Annotated in this window: 21 protein-coding genes; 9 read left to right on the top strand and 12 right to left on the bottom strand. The window is 60.5% G+C overall.

The window, feature by feature from the left end; translation table 11 throughout:
• Positions 1–128 precede the first annotated feature (128 nt).
• The 7 genes from J4721_RS10390 to J4721_RS10360 all read left to right on the top strand — a co-directional run bounded on the left by J4721_RS10390 (position 129) and on the right by J4721_RS10360 (position 6,890).
• On the top strand, positions 129–2,030 hold the full coding sequence (locus J4721_RS10390; RefSeq protein WP_014876157.1) for a PAS-domain containing protein: 1,902 nt from the start codon (positions 129–131) through the stop codon (positions 2,028–2,030).
• A complete protein-coding gene (locus J4721_RS10385; protein ID WP_014876158.1) occupies positions 2,027–2,731 on the top strand; it encodes a response regulator transcription factor in 705 nt (234 codons plus the stop codon). Before J4721_RS10390 ends, J4721_RS10385 begins: the two co-directional genes overlap by 4 nt.
• Before the next feature lie 80 nt (positions 2,732–2,811).
• Complete coding sequence (locus tag J4721_RS10380) at positions 2,812–3,039, top strand: WGR domain-containing protein (protein ID WP_014876159.1); 228 nt, start codon at positions 2,812–2,814, stop codon at positions 3,037–3,039.
• A gap of 300 nt (positions 3,040–3,339) precedes the next feature.
• On the top strand, positions 3,340–3,990 hold the full coding sequence (locus J4721_RS10375) for a histidine phosphatase family protein (RefSeq protein ID WP_014876160.1): 651 nt from the start codon (positions 3,340–3,342) through the stop codon (positions 3,988–3,990).
• A 48-nt stretch (positions 3,991–4,038) separates the two neighbouring features.
• Positions 4,039–4,653, top strand: a complete 615-nt coding sequence (locus tag J4721_RS10370) for a glutathione S-transferase family protein (RefSeq protein ID WP_211002633.1) — start codon at positions 4,039–4,041, stop codon at positions 4,651–4,653.
• A 10-nt stretch (positions 4,654–4,663) separates the two neighbouring features.
• Positions 4,664–5,716 carry a saccharopine dehydrogenase gene (locus tag J4721_RS10365; RefSeq protein ID WP_102875083.1) on the top strand — a complete coding sequence of 351 codons (1,053 nt, stop codon included), beginning with the start codon at positions 4,664–4,666 and terminating at the stop codon, positions 5,714–5,716.
• Between the two features lie 31 nt (positions 5,717–5,747).
• Positions 5,748–6,890 (top strand): saccharopine dehydrogenase family protein, encoded by a 1,143-nt coding sequence (locus J4721_RS10360; RefSeq protein WP_102875084.1) that lies wholly within the window; start codon positions 5,748–5,750, stop codon positions 6,888–6,890.
• A gap of 116 nt (positions 6,891–7,006) precedes the next feature.
• Here J4721_RS10360 and J4721_RS10355 read toward each other — a convergent pair whose 3' ends face one another.
• The 8 genes from J4721_RS10355 to J4721_RS10320 all read right to left on the bottom strand — a co-directional run bounded on the left by J4721_RS10355 (position 7,007) and on the right by J4721_RS10320 (position 15,995).
• On the bottom strand, positions 7,007–7,330 hold the full coding sequence (locus J4721_RS10355; protein ID WP_014876164.1) for a DUF3775 domain-containing protein: 324 nt from the start codon (positions 7,328–7,330) through the stop codon (positions 7,007–7,009).
• A 99-nt stretch (positions 7,331–7,429) separates the two neighbouring features.
• Positions 7,430–8,731, bottom strand: a complete 1,302-nt coding sequence (locus J4721_RS10350) for an adenylate/guanylate cyclase domain-containing protein (RefSeq protein WP_102875085.1) — start codon at positions 8,729–8,731, stop codon at positions 7,430–7,432.
• A complete protein-coding gene (locus J4721_RS10345) occupies positions 8,731–9,960 on the bottom strand; it encodes a DNA recombination protein RmuC (RefSeq protein ID WP_102875086.1) in 1,230 nt (409 codons plus the stop codon). The genes J4721_RS10350 and J4721_RS10345 overlap by 1 nt, the downstream gene beginning before the upstream one ends.
• Positions 9,960–11,912, bottom strand: coding sequence for a DNA mismatch repair endonuclease MutL (gene mutL / locus J4721_RS10340; RefSeq protein ID WP_102875087.1), 1,953 nt, complete (start codon positions 11,910–11,912; stop codon positions 9,960–9,962). The genes J4721_RS10345 and mutL overlap by 1 nt, the downstream gene beginning before the upstream one ends.
• 78 nt (positions 11,913–11,990) lie before the next feature.
• The gene (locus J4721_RS10335) at positions 11,991–12,920 is read right to left on the bottom strand and encodes a metal ABC transporter permease (protein ID WP_211002507.1); all 930 of its coding nucleotides are present in this window, start codon (positions 12,918–12,920) and stop codon (positions 11,991–11,993) included.
• Entirely contained in the window at positions 12,917–14,122 is a 1,206-nt protein-coding gene (locus J4721_RS10330) for a metal ABC transporter permease (protein WP_211002508.1), read from the bottom strand. Before J4721_RS10330 ends, J4721_RS10335 begins: the two co-directional genes overlap by 4 nt.
• Complete coding sequence (locus J4721_RS10325) at positions 14,122–14,970, bottom strand: metal ABC transporter ATP-binding protein (RefSeq protein WP_247656034.1); 849 nt, start codon at positions 14,968–14,970, stop codon at positions 14,122–14,124. The genes J4721_RS10330 and J4721_RS10325 overlap by 1 nt, the downstream gene beginning before the upstream one ends.
• Before the next feature lie 14 nt (positions 14,971–14,984).
• Positions 14,985–15,995 (bottom strand): metal ABC transporter solute-binding protein, Zn/Mn family, encoded by a 1,011-nt coding sequence (locus J4721_RS10320; protein WP_211002509.1) that lies wholly within the window; start codon positions 15,993–15,995, stop codon positions 14,985–14,987.
• 221 nt (positions 15,996–16,216) lie between these two features.
• Between J4721_RS10320 and deoC the strand changes: the two genes are divergently transcribed.
• A complete protein-coding gene (gene deoC, locus J4721_RS10315; protein WP_211002510.1) occupies positions 16,217–17,206 on the top strand; it encodes a deoxyribose-phosphate aldolase in 990 nt (329 codons plus the stop codon).
• 93 nt (positions 17,207–17,299) lie between these two features.
• Positions 17,300–19,642 carry an aldehyde dehydrogenase family protein gene (locus J4721_RS10310; protein ID WP_102859416.1) on the top strand — a complete coding sequence of 781 codons (2,343 nt, stop codon included), beginning with the start codon at positions 17,300–17,302 and terminating at the stop codon, positions 19,640–19,642.
• 102 nt (positions 19,643–19,744) lie between these two features.
• On the opposite strand, the gene J4721_RS10305 is transcribed toward J4721_RS10310, so the two are convergent.
• From J4721_RS10305 to lspA, 4 genes are all read right to left on the bottom strand, one after another.
• Positions 19,745–21,064 (bottom strand): pitrilysin family protein, encoded by a 1,320-nt coding sequence (locus tag J4721_RS10305; protein ID WP_027248471.1) that lies wholly within the window; start codon positions 21,062–21,064, stop codon positions 19,745–19,747.
• Positions 21,061–22,485, bottom strand: coding sequence for a pitrilysin family protein (locus tag J4721_RS10300; RefSeq protein WP_102855577.1), 1,425 nt, complete (start codon positions 22,483–22,485; stop codon positions 21,061–21,063). The genes J4721_RS10305 and J4721_RS10300 overlap by 4 nt, the downstream gene beginning before the upstream one ends.
• 295 nt (positions 22,486–22,780) lie before the next feature.
• A complete protein-coding gene (locus J4721_RS10295) occupies positions 22,781–23,296 on the bottom strand; it encodes a DUF3035 domain-containing protein (RefSeq protein WP_040178773.1) in 516 nt (171 codons plus the stop codon).
• A 53-nt stretch (positions 23,297–23,349) separates the two neighbouring features.
• Positions 23,350–23,832 (bottom strand): signal peptidase II, encoded by a 483-nt coding sequence (lspA, locus tag J4721_RS10290; RefSeq protein ID WP_096872800.1) that lies wholly within the window; start codon positions 23,830–23,832, stop codon positions 23,350–23,352.
• Positions 23,833–23,901 lie beyond the last annotated feature (69 nt).

The raw sequence follows: 23,901 nt of genomic DNA, 5'->3' as shown, positions 1-23,901 counted from the left end.
CCCAAATCTTACGAATTGTAACAGCAGTTCACCTGGCGTACGCAGACCCTCTTGAACGGTCCCCCTGTGACAGGCTAGCCCCTTTGCGCAGACCCATCGGGATGCTAGCCATACGCCGGGGAGACAGCATGAACCGATCCGAAAAACACCGCGCCACGATGACCACAGCCGGGCTCAATCTGATTGCCCAGGCAATGTCGATCTATGACAGCGATTTGTGTCTGGTGGTTTGCAACCAGCGCTTTCAGGAGATGTTCGACCTGCCCAATGCGCTGATCACTCCGGGCGCGCGGTTTGACGAAACCATCCGCCATATCGCCACCAGCGGCGAATACGGCCCCGTTGATGATATCGAGGGTTTCGTGCAGCAGCGCGTCGATCAAGCGCTCGATTTTGTGCCCCATTATCTGGAACGCGAACGCGCCAACGGTCAGGTGATTTCGATCGAAGGGGCGCCGCTGCCTCAGGGGGGCTGGGTCACAGTCTATACCGACATTACCCGCACCAAGCGAATCGAACAGCTGTTGCGCGCCCGGTCCGAGGAAATGTCCGATCAGCTGATCGTACATACCGAGGAACTCTCGGCCACCAACCGCAAACTGGCCGCCACGATCACCGCACTGGAAGAGGCAAAGCGTCAGCTCACCGAGATGGAAGCCCGCACCCGCCTGACGACCGAGATGATGCCCGCCCATATCGCCCATGTGGATGCAGAGGGTTACTATACCTATACCAACCGGCGCCTCAGCTCTGTCTTTCCCAGCCGTCCTTCTGAAATTCTCGGCATGCATATCGCGGAGGCGCTTGGTGCCGCTGCCTACGACAAGATCGCACCACATCTGATGGCCGCCTATCAGGGCGACAGCCCGGTATTCGAATTCACCGAAAACCACGACAGCCGCCGGATCCGGGTCGCCTTCACCCCTGATGCCACTGGCGGCGTGTTCATCCTGTCGATGGATGTGACTGAGGAAACCCAGACCCGTGTCGCCCTGCAACAGGCCCGCCGCCGCGAGATGGCCGCACAGATGACCAGCGGGCTGGCGCATGATTTCTCCAACCTGTTGACCATCATTCTGGGTATGCAGGGCAAGCTGGCCAAATCCGATCTGAACCCGGAGGCCGCCGATCTGGTCCAGGCCACGCTATCCGCTGCCCGCCGCGGTGGACGATTGCTGAACCGCATCGCCGAGATGACAGGCCATCGCAGCCTGCGGCCGCGCGCCACCGACCTCCACGCCCTGCTACAAGAGCTGAAGGTGCTGGCAACGCCATCGCTGCCTCAGGGTATGGGCCTCAGCATTGTAGATCATACGCCAGATGTGCGGCTGTTGTTGGACCCCGGGAAACTGCAGGATGCGCTGCTGAACCTTATCCTGAATGCGCGCGATGCCTGCGGCACGCAGGGTCAGATCACCGTCAGCGCCCATGTCGTTGGCCAGACATGGTTGGAAGTCAGCGTTACCGACACCGGACCCGGCTTTTCAAAAACCGCCTTAGACAAAGCGCTTAATCCGTTTTTCACCACCAAAGGCGGTGAAGGCTCCGGCCTTGGCTTGCCCATGGTTTATGACATGGCGAAATCTACCGGCGGGGACATGCGGATCGGCAATACCGTATCAGGTGCCAACGTTACCTTGCGCATTCCATACCGCCTTGCCCCTGATGCTGCTGGCGGGCTGGCACTGCTGGTTGAGGATAGCGAAGAGCTACGCGCCACTTTCCGTGACATGCTGATCGATCTTGGCTATGCCGTTGTGGAGGCCACAAGCGTGGATGAAGCCTGCGCGCTCACCGCCGATATCGATGGTATTTCGCTGGTGTTGTCAGATATCAAGTTGCAAGGCAGCGCCACCGGCATTGATCTGGCAGATCGCTTGCAGGGATCTCGTCTGCCCTGCATTCTGATGACCTCTCTGCCAACCAGCGACCCTCTGTTTCGCACCGCCCTGAAGCGCTGCCCGGTGTTGCAGAAACCCTTTACCACCCATCAGCTCTCAGCGCTGATCAAATCGGACCCCGTTGCATGAGCAGACCCCTTATCACCATCCTGGACGACGAACCTGAGATCCGGCGTATCCTGACCGACACGCTTGAGGAGGCTGGGTTTCGCACCCAGAGCTTTGCCCGCGCCCGCGAGTTCGAGGCCTCGCTCAACCGGGTCACCCCCGATGTCTGTCTCGTGGATCTGTCACTACCAGATACCGACGGGCTGGCGCTGGTCCACAGGCTGGCACTGGAACAGGGCGCCGCAGTAATCATCATTTCCGGGCGCGCACAAGTGCAGGACCGTGTCACTGGGCTTGAGCTAGGGGCTGATGACTACATCACCAAACCCTTTGATCCGGCAGAGGTCGTTGCCCGCATTCGCGCCCGCCTGCGTGGCGGCCCGCGCAGCGCCGCAACCACGGGAAACAGCGCAGAGTTCTCCGGCTGGACCGCGCATTTTGATCGCTACATCCTAGAAGATGACAGCGGCGCGGAGACACCATTCTCCCATGCGGAGGGCGAAGTGCTGCGACTGTTCCTCGAAAGCCCAAAACGCCTGATCTCCCGCGCGCAAATGCAGGAAAGCCTGGGCGGCGGTGCTGGAGAGAGTTTTGACAGGGCAATGGATGTCCGTATTTCCCGGCTGCGCACCAAACTGCGCGAAGACCCCAAAAATCCCCGTCTGATCAAAACGATCTACGGTGCCGGCTATATCTTTCTCGGCGATGTGACCTGGCTGTAATCCCGCTGCGGCTGGGCCGATAAGGTCTGGACCTGCAGCACAGACTGGACGCAGCGAATCGGAGACGATATGATTCGGATATGGCCACCTGTCTGCTCTATCGCCAAGCCCCTGCGCGGGTTCCGCGCTTTTATCGGATCGAACTTGCGATGAACCTGTTCGCCGAGGTCTCCGTTCTGCGGGAATGGGGGATTGCTGGTGGCAGCGGACAGAGCGCGATCAACATCTACGGCAACCTACGCGAGGCGTCGATCGCTGCGGACCAGCACCGTAAACGGATGCTGAAACGCGGCTACGACCGCGCCTGATCTCCGCTAAGGTCGCCGCTACGACAGCTCGTGGCCCCTCCAAGCACAGCGCAGACCTCTGGTTCTCATTGTCGAAACCTGCCGTTCGCCCACTGTGCAACAGCTGCAAAACCAGTGCGTTTTCGCGATCCAGCGTTAAGCCTTTGTTCGGTTGTTTCGCACGCGAAACATTTGGTCCGGATCGGACCTAAAATCCAATCCATGCACCTGCCTTGACCGATTGGATCCGAAACCGCCAACTGGCCCTTTCCACCGTTGCAAAGCTTGCATAAGACTTGCCCGGACGCAAAGGAACACGCCATGACCCATATCACGCTGATCCGCCACGGACAGGCCAACACCGGTGCCCGCGATGAGGCGAGCTATGATCGGTTGAGCGATCTGGGCCATCAGCAGGCACGCTGGCTGGGCGCACATCTGCGCGACACCCGCGCATATTACACCCGCGTCTATTGCGGCACCCTGACGCGCCATATCGAAACGGCTGCCGGGATGGAGCTCGAAAATGTGGTGCAGGATCCCCGCCTGAATGAGATGGAGTATTTCAACCTGGCCGAGGCGATGCAGGATCAGCACGGTCTGGAAATTCCCACCGAGCGTGAGGGGTTTGTCGATCACATGCCCAAGGTCTTTGCCGCCTGGGCCGCAGATGAAATCGCAAACCCGCCCGAAAGCTGGCGCGACTTTGAAACCCGCACAAGATCTGCCCTGACAGAGATCGCAGCAGGTGACGGCCCCGCACTGGTGGTCACATCGGGAGGGTTGATCGCCATGGCGATGGGGCAGGCGATGGGGCTTGATACAACCGGAACAGCACGGATCGCGCTGGCGATCATGAACAGTTCCCTGCATCGGTTGCACCCGATCGGCGGTCAACTGAGCCCGGTTTTGTTCAACGCGGTGCCGCATCTTGAACATCCGGAACGGCACTACGCGCAAACGCATCTCTAGGCTCAGCATGGAGCACTGAGAACGCATGATCTGAGGGAGGACAGAATGATGCAGCTATATTACGCACCCAAGACGATTTCGGTGGCCGTGGCCATTGCGCTGGAAGAGGCCGGATTGGACTATGAACCCATCCGCATCGACTTTGCTGCCAAAGAGCAACTTGGCGACGCCTACGCCCAGATCAACCCCAAGGGCCGCGTGCCCGCATTGGTCGTCGATGGCGGTATCCTGACCGAAACCGGCGCGCTGTTGGAATTTGTGGCCGACGTGGCCCCGGACGCGGGCCTGCGCCCCAAAGACCCCGTGCTGCTGGCGCGCATGCGGGAGGTGATGTTCTACCTCGCTTCAACCATGCATGTGAACCACGCCCACAAGCTGCGCGGCACCCGCTGGGCCACGGATCGTAGCAGCTGGAAAGACATGCAGAAGATGGTGCCCAAGACCATGGCGGCCTCCTGCGACTATATCTGCCAGTCTGGTCTGCGAGGCCCCTTGGTGCTGGGTGACACGCTGAGCCTCGCCGATTGCTACCTCTATGTGGTGTGCAGCTGGCTGGAAGGCGACGGTGTCAATGTCGCGGACTACCCAAAAATTCAGAAATTTATGGCGAGCATGGATCAGCGCGAGTCCATTCGTGCCGTGACCGCCAAGGGCATGCTGTAAAGGACAAGATATGACGCATCTATGGGTACGGGCCGAACAGCGCCCCAACGAAGAACGGGTCGGTCTGACCCCTGAAGGTGCCAAGGCGCTCTTGGCCGCAGGTATCAAGGTCACGGTTGAGGAAAGCTCGGTCCGGGCCATCCCCTTACAGGGGTATGTCGATGCAGGCTGCGATATCGCCGCCGAGAACACGTGGCCGGACGCCCCAACGGATGCCATCATTTTCGGCCTGAAAGAACTGCCGGAGGATGGTACCCCGCTGCCGCATCGCCACATTATGTTTGGCCATGCCTTCAAGGGCCAGCATTCCGGCAAGGCACTGCTGGAGCGGTTCAAGGCCGGTGGCGGCACGCTCTATGATCTGGAGTATCTGGTCGATGAAACCGGTCGTCGAGTCGCCGCGTTTGGGTATTGGGCTGGCTATGCCGGTGCAGCGGTCACGCTGAAGACCTGGGCCGCGCAGCAGCGTAGTGAGCTATGCGGGCCGGTCCGGGTCTACGAAAGCAAAGACGCCCTGCTGACAGATCTTGGTGCCGAACTTGATGCGCTGAAGGTGGAGCGTCCCACCGCTATGGTGATCGGGGCGCTTGGGCGCGTGGGCACCGGTGCTGCCGACCTCTGCGAGGCGATGGGCATTAAGGTCACCAAATGGGATATGGCCGAAACCGCCAGCGGCGGCCCCTTCCCCCAAATTCTGAACCATGATCTGTTCCTGAACTGCATCTTTGCCCGGCCCGGCACCCCGGTGTTTGTCCCGCGCGAAGCACTGGATCAGGACCGCCAGCTGTCCGCTATCGGAGATGTCGCCTGCGACCCGGACAGCGACTACAATCCGGTGCCGGTCTATGATCGCGCGACAACCTGGGCCTCCCCCGCGCTGCGTGTCGCCGAACATCCGGTGCTCGACGTTATGGCAATCGACAACCTGCCGTCAATGCTGCCCGTCGAAAGCTCGGAAGACTACGCAGCTCAGCTTTTGTCCTCTCTACTGACCCTCACCGATCTGCAAAGCGGCGTCTGGGGGCGAGCGGAAACCACCTTCAAGGATCACCTTCCGGGCTGACAGCCGACGGAACCAAAAACGGAGACTGAAAATGACAATCCATTGGTGCGGCACCGGCCTGTCCGCAATTCCCGGCCTGCGTCGCCTGCTTGAGGCCGGTCATGATGTCGCGGTCTGGAACCGCACACCCGACAAAGCACGCGAGGCGATTGGCGATCTGACCAGCAACATCCACAGCTTCAGTCTGGCCAACCTCGGCCAGATGCTGAGTCCCAAGGACGTGATCGTGTCGATGCTGCCCGGCGACTGGCATGTGCCTCTGGCAGAGTTGGCGATTGAGCATGGCGCTCATTTCGTGTCCTCCTCCTACATTGCGCCAGACATGCGCGCCCTGGACCAGAAGGCCAAGGATGCAGGCGTCTGTCTGATCAATGAGGTCGGTCTCGATCCCGGTATCGATCACCTGATGGCGCATGCGCTGGTCGCGGATTACAAGGCCTCTGATGCGTTCGACGTCGATAATGAGCTGAGCTTTATCTCCTACTGCGGCGGCATCCCCAAGACACCGAATCCGTTTCGCTACAAATTCAGCTGGTCGCCGCTCGGCGTGCTGAAGGCGCTGCGCTCGCCGTCCAAATCGATCCGCGATTTCAAAGAACTGGATGTCATGCGCCCTTGGGATGCAATTTCGTCCTACGCGGCACCGCTGCCCACGCCTGAGAGCTTTGAGGTTTACCCGAACCGCGACTCGCTGCCCTTCATGGCGCAGTATGAATTTGGGGAAGACTGGAAAGTGAAGGACTTCGTCCGTGGCACCCTGCGTCTCAATGGCTGGGCTGAAGCCTGGGCGGATGTGTTCAAAGAGGTCGAGACCCTAGAAGGCGCCGAAGGGGATGCCCGGCTCAAGGAAATGTCGGATCAATTCTGGACCGAAAACGCCTATGATGAAGGCGAGGCAGATCGCGTAGTACTTTGCGTCGGCCTTAAAGCTGAAAAAGACGGCTCTGAAGTCTGGCACAAAACCTACGTCATGGATGCCTGGGGGGATGAACGCGGCACCGCCATGGCGCGTCTGGTGTCTTATCCTGTGTCCTTTGCCATTGAAGCTGCCATGAACAGCAAAATCGCGCCCGGCGTCAGCGCCGCCCCCAGTGATCCGGCATTGGTGGATCAATGGATGGCCAAGATCGGTGAACTGGCTCAGCACCTTGAGGTTGTCGACAACAAGGCCTGAGAGATCCCGGGGTTGGGGCGGTCCACGGCAGATAAATCATGCGGGCGCCGGTTTCCGGCGCCCTTCTGCATCAGGCCCCACACATCAGCGCAAACCGACCAGATCGGCCGATTGGGCTAGCGCCCGATGACATCCTCTTCAACGCCCTGCACATCAATCCCCAGCGCATCCAGCCCGGCCTCCAGATTGTCCGCCAGATGCGGCGTGCCGATCAGGTAATCGGCGGTTGGAGTGGTGGCCTCCTGCCGGGCAGTGGCGATGGCCTCTTCCAGATCACCGGCCTCGAAACTGTCGCGACCGATCCACATGATCGCCACCAACTCCGCCTGTTCATCTTCCCCCATTCGGTCAATGAACGCCCTGAGTTCGCCTTCGGCGCGGGTCAGCTCGCGGGCCATCAGGGCCACCTGCGCCACCTTGCGGGTACTGATCTCAAGCATGGCGATTGTCCTCCGTTGTCCGCGCATGTGACAGGGATCTAAGCCAGGTTCACCACCACCGTCCTTGATCTGAGGCAAAGACCGCAACAAAGACCCTGATCAGCCCTCTCTGCCGTAGATCTCAATCACCTTGCTGCGCCCGCGCAGGGTTACCGGCGGCAGTGCCACCCAGCGTTGGCGGGAGGGCTCGATCCCTGCGACCGTCAAGGTCGCGGCGGACGCAATGATGATTTGCGGCACTGTTTTGCTGTGTTGCTCCAGCCTTGACGCTGTGTTCACGGCATCACCAAAGACTGAATATTCCAACCGCGCCGCATTGCCCACGACGCCAGAAAACACCTCTCCTGCATGGACGCCGATACCGATCTCCACCACAGGCTCCCCGGCTGCGACCCGCCGGTCCGACCAGCGGTGGATCGCCTCGCTGAGCGTCGCAGCACATGCCAGCGCCCGGGCCGCGCCATTCGGCTGCCCCATTGCAACCGGTGCATCATCAAACAGCAACATCGCAGCATCGCCCATGTATTTGTCAATCATCCCGTCGTGACGTGCCGCACTGTCTTCGACCTCGTTGCGGAAAGCGGTGATGAAATCTCCGACTTCCTGCGGGTCACGGGTTTCCGACCATTGGGTAAAGCCGCGAATGTCGACAAACATCACTGCCATCGGCTGCCGCTGCCCTTGCTGGAGCGCCAATAGCCCGCCATCTGCCAGCTGATCGGCCACCTGCGCCGGTAGGTAGCGGGTCAGATTGGCGCGCGCATCGGCCGCCTCCAACTCACGGTAGAACAGCCGTCGCATCCGCGCAGCCGCCAACACCATGACCAGACCTGCAAGGAGGATCATCGTCAGCTTCATCACATTAGCCGGAGTGTCCAACACGCTGTGCAAGATCCCAAGCTGTCCGACATCAAGCCGGTCATCCGGCCAGAATATCAACCCGCCCAACCCGGCGCTAAGCAGCACAGTTGTATAAAGCTGCAGGCGCGGGTCCATCCGCATCACACCATAAGCCAGCACCAGCGGCACCAGCCAGGCCGGCGGCAGCAGCAACGCCACCCCGCCGGGATAGCTGCTGTTTTCAAGGCTGAACCAGACATTGAAGAGGAGAAACCCACAATCCGCAGTCACGCTGAACCACGACATCCAGGGCCGGAACCATCCGAGCGTGGTCGCTGCGAAAGTCACCACCCCCAGCATCAAATAAGCAAACATCGTCAGAACGGCGAACAACAGCTGGCGATGCAGAAACGGGGCCAGCGTGCTGAAATCCAACCCGGCCACGGTGACCACGAACACGGTAAACAACCCCAATGTCACCGCGATCCTGAGGACCGAAACCAACCGCTCTGCTGCGATTGAGGCATTGTTCAGCAGGGGCGCAATTGTGGTCTGCTGCATCAGCTTTCGGGCCGCCCCAGCGGAACGACATTGGCCGGATCACCGGGCTGGCCAATCCCTACCGACGGTGCCGCGATTTCCTCAAAGTCGAAGTTGTCCAGCCGCTGCGCGCGACGACCAGCCTTGTCGGCACTGATCTTGATCTCGGCGATATCCTTGGCTGCCATGCCGAAATGCCGGTCCAGATTGCCGACCCGGTCCCCCAGGCGTTCCACATCCTTATGCAAATGCGCCAGTTCGCTGCGGATCGCCCCGGCCTGTTCCCGCATCCGGGCATCCTTGAGAATAGCACGCATCGTATTCAACGTTGCCATGCAGGTCGTTGGCGACACAATCCAGACCTTTGCGGAGAAGCCCTCCCGTACAATATCAGAGAAATTGGCATGCAGCTCGGCATAAACGGCCTCAGACGGCAGGAACATCAGCGCCCCATCTGCGGTCTCGCCGTCCAGAATATACTTCTCCGAAATAGCCCGGATATGAGCGCGCAGCGCGGCCTTCAGCTGCCGTGCCGCACTGGCGCGCTGCTCCTGTGTGTCTGCGTTGCGCAGCGCCTCATAAGGTTCCAGCGGGAATTTGCTGTCGATCACAATCGGGCCGGGCGGATTGGGTAAGTAGATCAGACAGTCGGCGCGTTTGCCATTGCTCAGCGTATGTTGGAACGCATAGCTGTCGGCTGGCAGCGCCTTGGAGACGATATCATTGAGCTGGATTTCACCAAACGCGCCACGCGTCTGCTTGTTTGCCAAAATATCCTGAAGCCCCAGAACATCTCCCGACAGTTTGGTGATATTGTCCTGTGCCTTGTCGATCACCGCCAGCCGCTCCTGTAGCTGCGTGAGCGAGGTTACTGTGCGTTTGGTGGATCCATGCAGGCTTTCCTGCAGCCGTTCCTGCATATCCGCGAGGGCGCGTGCCTGTCGCAGCGCGTTGTCCGATAGGCGGTCGTTAACCTGTTGCTGCACCGCGCTGAGTCGGGTTTCCACCGTCTGAATCATCTGCACCTGCGCATTGGCCTGCGCGTCCGAGACATGTTGCACCCCGCCGCGCAGCTGCTGAAAACTTTGCCCCAGATGCGCCATCTGCTGTGCAATCGGCGCAATGCTCTGCACTGCACGGGCGTTGGCACGCAGCATCATGAGGAGGATCAACAGCACGATACCACCCAGCCCCAGCATCACCAGAACCTGCGGCTCTGCAGTCTGGAGAAACAGCACGATGGGCTCCATCAGCTGCGTCCGAACAGGCGTTCGATGTCGGCCAGTTTCAGCTCGACATAGGTGGGGCGGCCATGATTGCACTGGCCCGAGTGCGGAGTGGCTTCCATTTCGCGCAGCAGGGCATTCATCTCCTCGCCCCGCATCCAGCGGCCCGAACGGATGGAGCCATGGCAGGCCACGCGGCTGAGGATGGCTTCGATCTTGGCCTGAACCAGCTGGCTTTCGCCCTGATCATCCAGCTCATCCAGAATATCGCGCACCATTGCTTCGGCGTTCACGGTCCCCAGAATGGCCGGTGTTTCTCGCACGGCAATGGCCCCACCACCAAAGGCCTCGATCCCGAGGCCAAAGCGGTTAAGGTCATCTGCAACCGCCAGAATACGGGCACAGTCGCCCTCGCTCAGCTCCACAATCTCAGGGATCAGCAAAGCCTGCGCGGCCACCCCGGTTTCCGCCATCTGGCGTTTCAGTTTTTCGTAGACCAGCCGCTCATGGGCAGCGTGCTGATCGACGATGACCATACCGTCGACGGTCTGGGCGATGATGTAGTTTTCATGCACCTGCCCGCGGGCGGCGCCAAGCGGCAGTTGCTCTGCCCCGGGTGCGGATGTTTCGGATCGTTCAAAAGGCTGACCCGGGGCCATTGCCGGGTTCTGGCTCTCGGGCGCCTCTGTCACCCGGCCACTATAGGCCTGAGCCAGTTCGGCAAAGCCCGATGGTGGCGGCATGTCGCCACCGGCTATGCGTGACTGGCCTGGGGCCTGCGCCGCATAAGAGAGGCTCCGCGCGCCCAGTGAGGGGCGGTCCATCTGATAGATCCGTGGTGCCCCGTCCGCGCCCGGCTGGCTGGCCATGGGTTCGGGACGCATCGCGCCCAGTGTCGCGCCAGCCACCGTGCTGGAGGCGCGGTGTCCGGCCTCAGCCAGCCCATGGCGCAGCGCAGAGACAATCAGACCTCGCGCCACACCAGGATCCCGGAACCGGACCTCGGATTTGGCGGGATGCACGTTCACGTCCACCAGCGTCGGATCGCAATCCAGAAACAACGCCGCCGCCGGATGGCGATCACGGCTGAGAAAATCGAAATAGGCCGCCCTGAGGGCGCCGGTCAGCATCTTGTCCTTGACCGGTCGCGTGTTCACAAACAGGAACTGCGCCACCGCCGCACCACGCGAATAGGTAGGCAAAGCCGCATAGCCAAAGAGCCGCACACCGTCGCGTGTGGCGTCAATCTTCAGTGCGTTCTCTGCAAATTCCCGCCCGAGCACCGTCGCCAAGCGCCCGTGCAGCGCATCAAATAGGTCACCGGTCAGGGGATCGGCGCGGAAGGTCACGCGCCCCTCGCCACCGCCGGACACATCGCGCAGGGTAAACCCGACCGAAGGTTCCGCCATGGCCAGACGTTTGATCACATCGCCGATGGCTTGTGTTTCGGCCCGGTCGCTGCGCATGAACTTCAGCCGTGCAGGGGTCGCGTAGAACAGATCCCGCAGCTCCACCACTGTTCCGACACGCAGGGCGGCGGGTTTGACAGGTTCCGTCCGTCCGCCCGCCACGCGGATCTGGGCGGCCTCCTGATCCTTGGCGCGACTGGTGATGCTCAGCCGTCCGACCGCGCCAAGGGAGGGCAGCGCCTCACCGCGGAAACCAAAGGTATGGATATTCAGCAGATCGGATCCGTCGATCTTGGAGGTTGCGTGCCGGGACAGCGCCAGCGGCAGATCCGCTGGCGACATGCCGCAGCCATCATCCGTCACCCGGATCAGCGTCTTGCCACCATCAGCGATTTCGATGGTGATCCGCGTGGCGCCCGCGTCGATGGCGTTCTCCACCAGCTCTTTCACCGCCGAGGCGGGGCGTTCCACCACCTCGCCTGCCGCGATGCGGTTGATGGCGCTGTCGTCGAGCTGCCGGATGACCGGTTGAGAGATGCCGCTGATTTGGGGGTCTGCTTGTGCCATGCCGCAATATTTAGCATGGCGCCGCGCGATTCTTCCAGCCGCAATCCTCGCGGCTAGAAGCTGCCAGTGCTGCGAAAGTCAGATGCCTGCAGGCGCTCCGGCCCGGTGTCTGCACGGCCCGAACCGCGCCGCAATGGCCAGTAACAGGCCCGAAACCGTCGCGATCATACCTGCTGCGCTGACCGCGTCAGTCGCCCCAAGCCAAAGCGGACCATAGCCCGCCAGCACGTAGCCAAGGATAGCGGACACAACAGCGAAGGCAACACTCCAACCCAGCTGTCCTTCCAGACGGTTCGACATCATCCGCGCCGCCGCAGGCGGACAGATGAACATCGCAATGACAATGATCGACCCCACCGCGTCAAAGGCGGCGACGGCTGCAATTGCGGCGGTGATCACCAGCCCCAGTCCCAAAAGGTTGGTGCGAATGCCAAGGGTCCGGGCGAACCCCTCGTCAAAGGTCGAGATCTTGAGCGACCGCCAAAACAGCGCGATGAACAGGGTGACGCCGATCAGGGTCAGCGCCATGCGTGGCAACTCGGCTGGCAGATAGCTGAGCGCGACCGGATCCAGCAGCGAGCCCCAGCCTGTGGCATCCAACCAGATCAGGCTTTCAAGATTGCCGTAGAGCGCATGTTCCACATCCAGATGCACCGTTGATGTGTCGGTCTGTTCCAGCAGCAAGACACCAGCTGCAAACATAGTGGTGAAAACAACGCCCATTGCCGCGCCCGGCTCAATCCGGCCAAGGCGCCGGATCAGCTCAATCAGAACCACCGCAGCAATAGCAGCCCCAGCCGCGCCCAGCATCATCGGTCCGGCGGCAATCATCCCGGTCAGAAGGAAGGCCACCACAATGCCAGGCAAGACCACATGGCTGATGGCATCGCCGATCAACGCCTGACGGCGCAGCAGAAGGAAGTTACCGGGCAACGCGCAGGCCACGGCAGCAAAGATACCGATCAGCAGTGGTGTCAGAGACAGGGGAACAAATTCAGCGCCGCTCATGCCGGAACCTCACGGGGGCCGCCGATACGGCGGTCAATTTCAGAAATCTGGTCCTCGGTCAGGACCGTCTCAATCTCGCGCAGCCCATCATAAAGCGCGGCTGCCGCCTCATGCGTCTGATCGCTGCGGACCAGCGCCCAGCGACGTTCATCCCGCAGCGCCTTGGCGGCGCGGGCGCGGCCTTCTTCCGTGGCCACACCATCCGCCCGCAACAACCCGCGTCGACGCAGCAATCGCAGGGTCAGTGGCTCATAGATCACCTGATCCTGCGCGAGCGCCAGCAAGCCCTGTCGCAGATGGACCCGACGCTGAAACCTCAAATGACGCAGCACAGCAGCAAGCACGCCGCGATTGGGGGCCAGCAGGAGTGACAGCGCAAAGAGGCCAAAACTCATCAAAACGATGATCGGACCGGTGGGGAGATTGGGCGCCGAAGCCGAGACCGCAGCCCCCAGATAGGCTGACAGCCCTCCGGCTACTCCCGCCAGTAAGACCACCAGATCGGATCGCTCGGTCCAGAAACGGGCAGTAACCGCAGGGATGATCAGCAATGCCACGATCAGGATCAGGCCGACAATCTTCAGGCCGACAACGGTGACGGCCATTACCAAACCCATCATCATCATATCGATCCGCGACACTGAAATGCCTCGCGCCGCGGCATATTCAGGGTCAAACGCAACCAGCGTCATCGGACGTCTGAGCAGCATGATCAGAAGCAATGTTGCAGCGCCACCGCCGGCGATCACCAGCGCATCATTCCACAGCATGCCCGCAGTGGAGCCGAGCAGGAACCCCTCCAACCCGGCCTGACGACCCACGCCAAGCGTCTGAATCACCGTCAGGATCACAATGCCGAACCCGAAGAACACCGACAATACTGCGCCAATCGCGGCATCCTCAGCCAAGCGGGTGCGCCGTGTGAGCCAATTGAGGCACCAGAGCCCCGCCATCGCCGACAGCGCAGATCCGGCCAGCAGACCGGCCAGATTGCGACCATCACCGCCAAGCGCGACCATGACGAGAAAGGCCAGACCAACACCGGGCAGTGTCGCGTGACTAATGGCGTCACTGACCAGTGCTCGTTTGCGCAGGAACAGAAAGGTACCGGTGATTCCAGATGAGATGCCAAGCAGCGTCGCGCCAATGGCCACCAACGTGGCGTTATACCCCATCTGCAACAGCAGAGCGTCCCAAAGCATCAGAGCGTCCCACCGGTCTGCGGGTGTCGCGACGTCGGTGCTGTGGCCAGTTGATCGACCTGCGCGGTGGCGAGTCGTCCGCCGTAAGCGCTTTGCAGAGTTTCTGCAGTAAAGGCCTGCGCAACCGGACCTTCCGCCACTTTACGGGTGTTGATCAGGAACACATTGTCAAAATATTCACCCACCGTGGCGAGGTCGTGATGGACTACAACCACGGTTTTACCATCTGCACGCAGCTGTTTCAGCACGGCGATGATGGCCTTCTCAGTCGCCGCATCCACTCCGGCAAAAGGTTCATCCAGCAGGTAGAGATCCGCACCCTGCGCCAAGGCCCTCGCCAGAAACACCCGCTGCTGCTGCCCCCCAGAGAGCTGGCCGATCTGGCGGGTGGCAAAATCACCCATCCCGACTCGGTCAAGACAGGCCTTTGCGGCAGCCCGATGGCGTCCGGTGATCCGTCCCAGCAGACCCAGCTCCCGGTAGAGGCCCATCATGACCACATCAATCACCCGAGTCGGGAAGTCCCAATCCACGCTGGCGCGTTGTGGCACATAGGCGATGCGACCACGCTGACTGTTCAACGGTTTGCCGAAGACCTGCACCCGCCCCGAAACCGGCGGCACGATACCAAGCGCCGCCTTCAGAAGCGTTGATTTGCCGGCCCCATTGGGGCCGATAATAGCGGTCATACGACCCGGTTCCACCGTCATGTCCACCGAGAAGACAGCGGGTTTCTCACCATAAGTAACCGTCAAACCGCGAATGGCCAGCGGCGATTGTTGCAGGTGTTGGCGGCTCTCGGTTGAACCAGCCGGTGCGCCATTTTCACGGGCCAATTCCACAGCCATCTCACTCGCTCCCATCAAAGCCCGGCACCGGAGAGGCGGCCCGACATGCCCTTGGGCGGCACCTCGGCCCCAAGCGCGGCAGCGATGGTGGTCATATTGTGATCCAGCATTCCAACATAAGTGCCCTCATAGCTGCCATCAGCGCCCATAGCATCGGAGAACAATTCTCCGCCGATGCGGACTTCATGACCCTGTGCGGCCGCACCTTCGATCAGCGCGCGAACGGAGCGATCCGAGACCGAGCTTTCGACAAAGACTGCGGAAACGCCGCGCTCAACCAGTAAGTCTACCAGTTCGCCAATGCGATTGAGGCCTGCCTCCGACTGGGTGGAAATGCCCTGAATACCCAGAACCTCAAACCCGAAGTCACGCCCGAAGTAACCAAAGGCATCATGTGCGGTGACCAATACACGGTTCTCTGCAGGGACCTGAGCCAGAATCTTGGTGCCGTAGGTGATCAGCTGATCCAATTCTGCCAAATGCGCCGTTGCGTTGGCCGCAAACAGGTCAGCCTGATCCGGGCGCGCCTCGGTCAGCGCCGCCTGTACCTCTGCCACCATGTCCTTCCACAGGGCTGGTGTCATCCAGACATGCGGATCGAATTTATCCGCATAGGTATCGTGACCCCGCAGTTTGTCCTTGTCCAAACCATCGGCAACCGCCACCACGGTCCGCTTGCGCGCCAGATCGTGGAAGAATTCCTCCATCTGCGCCTCAAGATACAAACCATGCCAGAGCACCAGATCAGCGCGGGTCATCGCAACAATGTCAGACCGCGTCTGACGATAGGCATGGGGATCAACACCCGGTCCCATCAACGCGCGGACCTCGACAGCATCACCGCCAACCTGACGGGCGGCATCCGCGATCATGCCGGTTGTTGCCACCACTTTCAGCGGTGCCTCTGCCCGCGCCGGGCCAGCACCGAGACCCACCATAGGCAGGGCTATAAACCCTGCAAGAGCCATAAGAGCCGCCACCATCATTCTACGGGTCATCATCGGTGAGTTCAGTCGCAAACGCATTTGGCAGGTCCTTTGGATACCATCTGGCACCAATAAGAGCACGGCGCCACGCGCTGTCAATGCTAATGCGAATTATTCGCAATAATAAATGAGAATCGTTCGCAAAATGAATGAATTTTTGTCCAAACAGTCAAAAATTTACACCCAAGATGGCCCCGCTTGCTTGCCAAGACTGGGTGGTCGTGCGATTTTCGCACCGAACTCGAACGAGGATTCCCGGCATGGAAAGCCAAATTGCAGAGCACACCGCGCAGCTGCCGCAGGTGGGCGAACCGCGTAACCCCGGCATGGAGCTGGATCTGGACTGGGCGCTAGGGGTTGAGGCAAACACCTCTGCCATCGAACGCCGCTGCGCCACCCTGCCCGGTCGGCGTAGCGTCAAGAAAAACCATCAGGCGGCCTGGCTGCTGAAGGCGATCACCCTGATTGATCTGACCACATTGTCCGGTGATGACACTGTTGGCCGGGTGCAACGTCTTTGTGCCAAGGCCCGTCAGCCGGTGCGTGCTGATCTGATGCAGGCGCTTAATATGGAGCCGATCACCACCGGGGCGGTCTGCGTTTATCACGATATGATCGAGACGGCCGTGGCCGCGTTGGATGGCACCGGTATTCCGGTTGCTGCGGTATCCACCGGCTTTCCCGGTGGTCTGTCGCCGTTTCACCTGCGACTGGCAGAGATCGAAGAAAGCGTGAAAGCCGGTGCGAAGGAGATCGATATCGTGATCTCCCGTCGTCATGTTCTGTCGGGCAACTGGCAGGCCCTATATGATGAGATGAAAGCTTTCCGCGAGACTTGCGGCGACGCCCACGTCAAGGCGATCCTCGCAACGGGAGAACTAGGCACATTGCGCAATGTCGCACGTGCATCGCTGATCTGCATGATGGCCGGGGCCGATTTCATCAAGACCTCGACCGGCAAGGAAAGCGTCAACGCCACGCTACCAGTCAGCTTGGTGATGATCCGCACGATCCGCGATTATCACGAACGCACAGGCTACCGGGTTGGCTACAAACCCGCTGGTGGGATTTCCAAGGCCAAAGACTCGTTGGTCTACCTATCTCTGATCAAGGAAGAGCTGGGGGATCGCTGGTTGCAGCCAGATCTGTTCCGCTTTGGTGCCTCGTCGCTGTTGGGCGATATCGAACGCCAGCTCGAACATCACGTGACTGGCGCCTATTCCGCCGGCTACCGCCACGCGCTGGCGTAAGACCCAGACGCCACCCTCGGGCGCCCTATGTGCGTCCGTCCGGGCCGTTTCCCAGATTCAGGGCAAACGGCGACAGACCACAAGGCTCGACACATGACCCTAACTGTAAAAGAGATCTTTGAAACGATGGACTATGGCCCCGCCCCCGAAAGTGCCGCTGACGCTCTGGCGTGGCTGGTAGATCAGGGCGCCCGGTTCGGCCACTTCATCAACGGTGAGTTCACGGCCCCCGGCGATGGATTTGACAGTAAGAACCCAGCCACCGGCGAGGTTCTAGCGACCCTGAGCCAAGCCACCCAATCCGACGTGGACAGCGCCGTGGATGCCGCACGCAAGGCGCAGGCCAAATGGTCAGGTGCTGGCGGCGCCGCGCGGGCTCGGTATCTTTATGCCATAGCGCGCCTGATGCAGAAACACGCGCGCCTGTTTGCGGTTCTGGAAACGCTTGATAACGGCAAACCAATCCGCGAAAGCCGCGATATCGATGTGCCACTGGCGCAGCGCCACTTCTACTATCACGCAGGCATGGCCCAGCTGATGGAGAGCGAACTGCCCGACCGCGAGGCATTGGGCGTTTGCGGTCAGATTATCCCGTGGAATTTCCCGCTGCTGATGCTGGCGTGGAAGGTCGCACCAGCCATTGCCATGGGCAACACCGTGGTGCTGAAGCCCGCCGAATACACTTCGCTCACCGCATTGCTATTTGCAGATATCTGTCGTCAGGCGGGCCTGCCCAAAGGTGTTGTGAACATTGTGACCGGCGACGGTGCAGTGGGTGAAATGATCGTGGGCGCAGACGTCGATAAGATCGCCTTCACCGGCTCTACCGCTGTTGGTCGCCGCATACGTGAGGCCACCGCAGGCAGCGGCAAGGCGCTGACGTTGGAACTGGGTGGCAAATCCCCCTACATCGTCTTTGACGACGCCGATATCGACAGCGCCATCGAAGGGCTGGTGGATGCCATCTGGTTCAACCAAGGCCAAGTCTGCTGCGCCGGCTCGCGTCTGCTGGTTCAGGAAGGCATTGCGGAGCGTTTTCACACCAAGCTGCGTGCGCGGATGGACAAACTGCGCATCGGCAATCCTTTGGACAAGAGCATTGATGTCGGAGCCATCGTGGACCCGGTTCAGCTGACCACCATCAGCGAGATGGTCGCGGCCAATACTGCGGGCCGCATGCATCAGGCGCAGGTCGCTGTGCCGGAACGCGGCTGTTTCTACCCGCCGACGCTGATTGAAGGGCTGGCCCCCTCTGATGCACTGATGCAGGAAGAGATTTTTGGCCCGGTTCTGGTCTCCACCACTTTCCGTACGCCCTCTGAGGCGGTCGAACTGGCGAACAACACCCGCTACGGGCTGGCGGCAACACTATGGACCGAGAATGTAAACCTAGCGCTGGATATCGCCCCCAAGCTGGTGGCCGGGGTGGTTTGGGTCAATGCGACCAACCTCTTTGACGCAGCAGCCGGTTTTGGTGGCACCCGCGAGAGCGGCTTTGGCCGCGAAGGTGGTTGGGAAGGACTCAGCGCCTACACCAAGCCAAAGGGCAAGACCAAAGCGCTGGAAAAAGTCACAGGATTCAGCGGCGACGGTGCCCCCGTCGATGCCGTGGACCGCACCGCAAAATTCTATGTTGGCGGCAAGCAGACCCGCCCGGATGGAGGGTATTCCAAAGCGATCCACAGCAAATCCGGCGGGCTTTTGGGCCATGTCGGACTGGGCAACCGCAAGGATGTACGCAACGCTGTTGAGGCGGCTGCCGGGGCCAAAGCCTGGTCCAAGACCACCGGACACCTGCGGGCACAGATCCTCTACTATATCGGCGAAAACCTGTCAGCGCGGGCGGGCGAATTTGCGGATCGTATCGACCGGATGACGGGCAAATCGCAGGGCGCGCAGGAGGTCGAGGCCTCGATCCAGCGCCTGTTCACGGCTGCCGCCTGGGCCGACAAATATGACGGTCAGGCGCATGGCGTTCCGATCCGGGGTGTCGCACTGGCGATGAAGGAGCCAGTCGGCGTGATCGGCGCGCTCTGCGCGGATGAGGCTCCCCTGCTGGGTCTGGTGTCTGTGATGGCACCGGCGATTGCCATGGGCAACCGCGTGGTTCTGGCCGCCTCCGAAGCCTACCCCCTGTCAGCAACAGATTTCTATCAGGTGCTTGAGACATCCGACCTACCAGGTGGTGTCGTCAATATTCTGACTGGCCGGCACGCGGAAATGGCTTCCCCCCTTGCGTCACATCTGAATGTCGATGCGGTGTGGAGCTTTTCGTCATCTGACCTGTCTGCGATGATTGAAGAGGCCTCTGCCGGGAACCTAAAGCGCACTTGGGTGAACAACGGTTTGGCGATGGACTGGTCTGCCGATCACAGCCGCCGCTTCCTCGAAGCCGCAACGGAAGTGAAAAACATCTGGATTCCCTACGGCGAATAAACCGATTGGAGCAGCTACGGCTGCATAAATCATATCCAGAAAAAAGGGCGCGGCCATTTCTGGCCGCGCCCTTTTTTCCGTTTGATCTGCTCTGCGCCGATCTCAATTGGTGGATTGCAAACCTTCCGGGCGGCCGACTACGATGAAATGCAGCTGGTCCGGCAGCAGGATCTCCGCTGCCACTTTGTTGATTTCTTCCAGCGTGACAGCGTTCACCTTGTCATTGCGGGTGGCCACGTAATCAATGGGCAGATCATCCATCTGCATCCCCGCCAGGATCGAAGCGATGCGGCTGTTACCATCAAAGCGCAGCGGATAAGCGCCGGTCAGATAGGTCTTGGCGTCCTGCAACTCTTTTTCCGTCACGCCTTCAACTGCCAGTTTTGCCCATTCCGCCTGAATGACCTCAACCGTTTCGGCAATCTTACCGTTGGCCGACGCGACCGACCCCATGTAGACGGCCCCCAGATCACGTGGCACCAGATAGCTATAGACGCCATAGGTCAGGCCGCGTTTTTCGCGCACTTCCGACATCAAACGACTGTCAAAAGACCCGCCACCGAGGATCTGGTTCAACAAATAGGCCGCGAAATATCGCGGGTCGTCGCGCTCGATCCCGGCATGTCCAAACAGGGCCACGGATTGCGGCGTGTCATAATCAACCACGGTCACGCCGCCGTCGATGGTGACCTCAGCTGGTCCCGGTATCGGCGCTCCCGCATCCGGCAAATCGCCCAGCAAAGTATCCAGCAACGCTCCAAGTTCAGCCTCGGTAATATCCCCAACCGCCCCGACATACAGCCGATCACGGGCAAACACCGAATCATGGGCATCAAACATATCCTGACGGGTCAGTGCGGTGACGCTTTCAATGGTGCCGTTGCCTTCTGTGCCATATGGGTGATCTCCAAAGGCCATCTGAGAGAACACCCGTCCCGCGATGTCATTCGGATCTTTGGCATCGGCACGCAGACCAGCCAGAACCTGGGCGCGCACCCGGTCCAGCGCATCCTGATCAAAGCGCGGCTCATGGATTGTCTGGCGCAGCAGATCAACGGCCTGATCGCGGTTCTCGCTCAGAAACTGCGCTGAAATCGACACCGTGTCCTTATCCGCATCATAGGAAAACCCGGCTGCCAGGCTTTCAACTGTGCGGGCGTAGTCCTGCGCTGCCAGTGGCCCGGCGCCCTCCTCCAGCAGCCCCGCCATCAGATAGGTCGCGCCACGTTTGCCAGGTTTGTCGAGCGACGTGCCGCCACGAAAGCGCAGTTCCAGAGCGGTGAAAGGAATGCTGTGATCCTCGACCAGCCATGCTGTGACCCCTCCGGGTGATGTCACCTCTTTTATCTTGATCTCTGCCCAAGCCGGCAGGGCGAGCAAACAGACGGTCAGGGCCGCCGCAATAGATTTCAGCACCTTCATTGGCTTACCTCTTCGTCACGCATCATCCAACCCGTCACTGAAACCTCGGGTTGCAGCACCTCGCGAGCGACGGCAATGATCTCGTCTGCGGTGATGGATTGCAGGATACGCGGCCAGGCCTGCACATCCTCAACCGTCAGACCCGACGCCAGTGCTCGCCCATAGCGGTTGGCGATCCCGTCGACATTGTCGCGGGCGTAGATTTCTGCGGCACGCAATTGCAGTTTGATCCGCTCCAGCTGCGCCTCATCGACGCCTTCTTCGAGAAACCGGGCAAAGGTGGCATCCAACGCGGCCTCGGCCTCCTCAAGGCTGACATCGGCCCCTGGAACGACCAGAAAGTCAAAGGTGGTGTCATCCAGTGATACGTCGGAATAGAACACCCCGGTGTAGACCGCCACCTGTTGATCAAACTGCAGCGCGTTGGTCAGGTAAGAGGTGCTACCACCGCCCAAGAGTTCGGCCAGAAGATAGAGCGCCGCTGCACGTTCCTGGGCACCGTTGTCGCGTTCCGGCGCCAGATAGGAGCGCTGGACAAAAGGCTGCGCCACACGCGGGTCTTTGAAAATAATGCGCCGGGCGGCGGTCTGCGGCGGCTCCTTGCTACGGACACGGTCCGGCAGATCCGGATTGGCCGGGATCTGCCCATAGGTCTCCTGTGCTAGGCGGCGCACCTCCTCGGGGTCAACGTCTCCGGAGACAACCAAAATGGCATTATTCGGCGCATAATAGGTTCCGTAGAACGAGAGCGCATCCGCCATGTCCAGCTCTTCCATCTCATGACGCCAGCCAATAATGGGCTGCCCATACCGATGGTTGAGATATTGCGCTGCGTTCAACTGCTCACGAAACAGCGCCCGTGGTTCGCTGTCGGTACGCTGGTTACGCTCTTCCAGAATAACTTCACGCTCGGTCTGAATATCCTGCTCGGTGAGCCGGATGTTTACCATCCGGTCGCTCTCCATCTGCATCATCAGCCCCAGGCGGTCAGCCGCGACTCGCTGAAAATACGCCGTATAGTCATAGCTGGTGAAGGCGTTGTCCCGGCCGCCGTTCGCAGCAACCGTGGCCGAAAGCTCACCGGCCGCCAGCTTATCGGTGGCCTTGAACAGCAAATGTTCCAGAAAATGTGCAACGCCGGACTGGCCTACCGGCTCATCGGCGGAGCCTGCACGGTACCAGACCATATGCTGCACGACAGGCGCGCGGTGATCTTCGATCACAACGACCTGCATCCCGTTATCGAGAACAAAGCTGGTGACCATATCGCTTGCATCAGATTGAGTAGCGGCGTCCTGCGCCTGCGCGCTCTGAACCAGACCGGTAGCCGTCAAATCGGCGCTGTCCAGAGCGACAAGGGCCGCGACAACTGCGGCGGCCCGGGTGATCCGCCGGATCAAAGGTTTCATAGGGGGGATCATTCGGTGATCTCCTTTTGCGGTGCGCCACCAGCAACACAAGCACCGGTAACGTCAAAATAGACAAATGCAGCCGGTCAGGATCCTGCGGCCTGCCCTGAAGGGCGATGCAGCGCCCGGCCCTGTCCGTGTGGCCTGCGGTGCAACAGAAACAAGTCCGATCGAGCAACATATCAATGGCGATCAGCCCGAAAAGCGGACCAACATCGCTAAGGTCAAACTACGCTCTGGAGGCGCATGTGCAAGGGAAATGGCGTTTTTGTGATCGCCCGAAGCCACCGATACGACCTGTTCGGCGTTACTCTGCCGGTGGGGCCGATGGCGTCTCAAAACCGGCGCGGCGGAAACGTTCGCTGACCTGATCCGGGGCGATGGCCTCGCGCTTGTAGGCCTCTTGGTAGCGATCGACCGGGAACAGCTTGAACCGCGCAGTGCGGTTTTCGCGCTTGCGTTTCTTTGCATCGCGCGCAGCGAGATCAGCGCGAACGTCGGGATCAACGCCATAGCGGCTCACGGCGGTGACCAATGCGCCGTCGCTGGCAGGAATGCCTTCTCCTGGGACCAGCGCAGCAGGGTTGCCGCCAAGCACTGCAACCGCTTCACCCTTCGGGTTGCGGTCGGTGAGATTGGCCGCGCCGGGTGTCGGCTGCGGCAGCGTCTGATAGCTGGTCGGTTCGGCCAGTGGTTTGGCAGGCAAGACCATGAACTCATCCGGGCCGGTTCCAGCAGGGCGCAGATCGCGCAGCCCTTTTTGCCCGCAGGCAGATACGGCCAGCGCGCCCATCAGAACAATCACACCAAAAGGGATCCGCATGACCCGTTACTCCTGCCTGTTTGTGCCGCTTTTATCGCATTTCCCCAGCAAGGTCACGCAGGGTTTTTCTGCCGCCCGTCAAATAGGATCAAGCCGGCTGCACCAGCAAAGATGAAGATGTCCGCAACGTTGAAGACAAAGGGGTTATTGATACCGCAGCAGGACATATTGAGGAAATCCAGCACGTACCCGTAGAGCAGCCTGTCCACCACATTGCCAAGCGCACCACCGATCACGAGACCGGCTGAAAGCTGCATCATGCGGGCATTGGCAGGCAGGCGGGCGATCCAGATCACCAGCACCACGCAAATCACCAATGACAGACCGATAAGAACCCACCGCGTCGTATCGGTGCCACCGCCAAACAGACCGAAATTGATGCCCGTGTTCTCGCCATAGCGAAACCGCAGCAGCGGCGGTAGCACATCAATGCCACCGCGATTGGCCACATCCATGACCCGCACCACCAGATATTTGCTGATCTGATCGGCAAGCAGCGCCAATATCGCGGCCCAGATCATCACTTTGGCTCGCATCGTGCGGCCCCCTTTGCCCGAAATTTGAGGCGTGATCGGGCCCAAACAGGCCCGATCAGTCTCAACTGC

It is taken from the genome of Phaeobacter sp. HS011 (assembly GCF_018101215.1).
GTDB classification, from domain to species: domain Bacteria; phylum Pseudomonadota; class Alphaproteobacteria; order Rhodobacterales; family Rhodobacteraceae; genus Phaeobacter; species Phaeobacter inhibens.
This window is presented reverse-complemented; position numbering and strand designations above follow the sequence as displayed.

What these genes read in the sequence shown, in the direction of transcription:
- J4721_RS10305 (WP_027248471.1), bottom strand. Translation starts at nt 21,064, where the DNA reads ATGAAGGTGCTGAAATCTATTGCGGCGGCCCTGACCGTCTGTTTGCTC.
- J4721_RS10345 (WP_102875086.1), bottom strand. Translation starts at nt 9,960, where the DNA reads ATGGAGCCCATCGTGCTGTTTCTCCAGACTGCAGAGCCGCAGGTTCTG.
- J4721_RS10330 (WP_211002508.1), bottom strand. Translation starts at nt 14,122, where the DNA reads ATGCTTTGGGACGCTCTGCTGTTGCAGATGGGGTATAACGCCACGTTG.
- J4721_RS10385 (WP_014876158.1), top strand. Translation starts at nt 2,027, where the DNA reads ATGAGCAGACCCCTTATCACCATCCTGGACGACGAACCTGAGATCCGG.
- J4721_RS10310 (WP_102859416.1), top strand. Translation starts at nt 17,300, where the DNA reads ATGACCCTAACTGTAAAAGAGATCTTTGAAACGATGGACTATGGCCCC.
- J4721_RS10355 (WP_014876164.1), bottom strand. Translation starts at nt 7,330, where the DNA reads ATGCTTGAGATCAGTACCCGCAAGGTGGCGCAGGTGGCCCTGATGGCC.
- J4721_RS10335 (WP_211002507.1), bottom strand. Translation starts at nt 12,920, where the DNA reads ATGAGCGGCGCTGAATTTGTTCCCCTGTCTCTGACACCACTGCTGATC.
- deoC (WP_211002510.1), top strand. Translation starts at nt 16,217, where the DNA reads ATGGAAAGCCAAATTGCAGAGCACACCGCGCAGCTGCCGCAGGTGGGC.
- J4721_RS10390 (WP_014876157.1), top strand. Translation starts at nt 129, where the DNA reads ATGAACCGATCCGAAAAACACCGCGCCACGATGACCACAGCCGGGCTC.
- J4721_RS10365 (WP_102875083.1), top strand. Translation starts at nt 4,664, where the DNA reads ATGACGCATCTATGGGTACGGGCCGAACAGCGCCCCAACGAAGAACGG.
- lspA (WP_096872800.1), bottom strand. Translation starts at nt 23,832, where the DNA reads ATGCGAGCCAAAGTGATGATCTGGGCCGCGATATTGGCGCTGCTTGCC.
- mutL (WP_102875087.1), bottom strand. Translation starts at nt 11,912, where the DNA reads ATGGCACAAGCAGACCCCCAAATCAGCGGCATCTCTCAACCGGTCATC.
- J4721_RS10360 (WP_102875084.1), top strand. Translation starts at nt 5,748, where the DNA reads ATGACAATCCATTGGTGCGGCACCGGCCTGTCCGCAATTCCCGGCCTG.
- J4721_RS10295 (WP_040178773.1), bottom strand. Translation starts at nt 23,296, where the DNA reads ATGCGGATCCCTTTTGGTGTGATTGTTCTGATGGGCGCGCTGGCCGTA.
- J4721_RS10320 (WP_211002509.1), bottom strand. Translation starts at nt 15,995, where the DNA reads ATGCGTTTGCGACTGAACTCACCGATGATGACCCGTAGAATGATGGTG.
- J4721_RS10380 (WP_014876159.1), top strand. Translation starts at nt 2,812, where the DNA reads ATGGCCACCTGTCTGCTCTATCGCCAAGCCCCTGCGCGGGTTCCGCGC.
- J4721_RS10370 (WP_211002633.1), top strand. Translation starts at nt 4,039, where the DNA reads ATGCAGCTATATTACGCACCCAAGACGATTTCGGTGGCCGTGGCCATT.
- J4721_RS10375 (WP_014876160.1), top strand. Translation starts at nt 3,340, where the DNA reads ATGACCCATATCACGCTGATCCGCCACGGACAGGCCAACACCGGTGCC.
- J4721_RS10350 (WP_102875085.1), bottom strand. Translation starts at nt 8,731, where the DNA reads ATGCAGCAGACCACAATTGCGCCCCTGCTGAACAATGCCTCAATCGCA.
- J4721_RS10325 (WP_247656034.1), bottom strand. Translation starts at nt 14,970, where the DNA reads ATGGCTGTGGAATTGGCCCGTGAAAATGGCGCACCGGCTGGTTCAACC.
- J4721_RS10300 (WP_102855577.1), bottom strand. Translation starts at nt 22,485, where the DNA reads ATGATCCCCCCTATGAAACCTTTGATCCGGCGGATCACCCGGGCCGCC.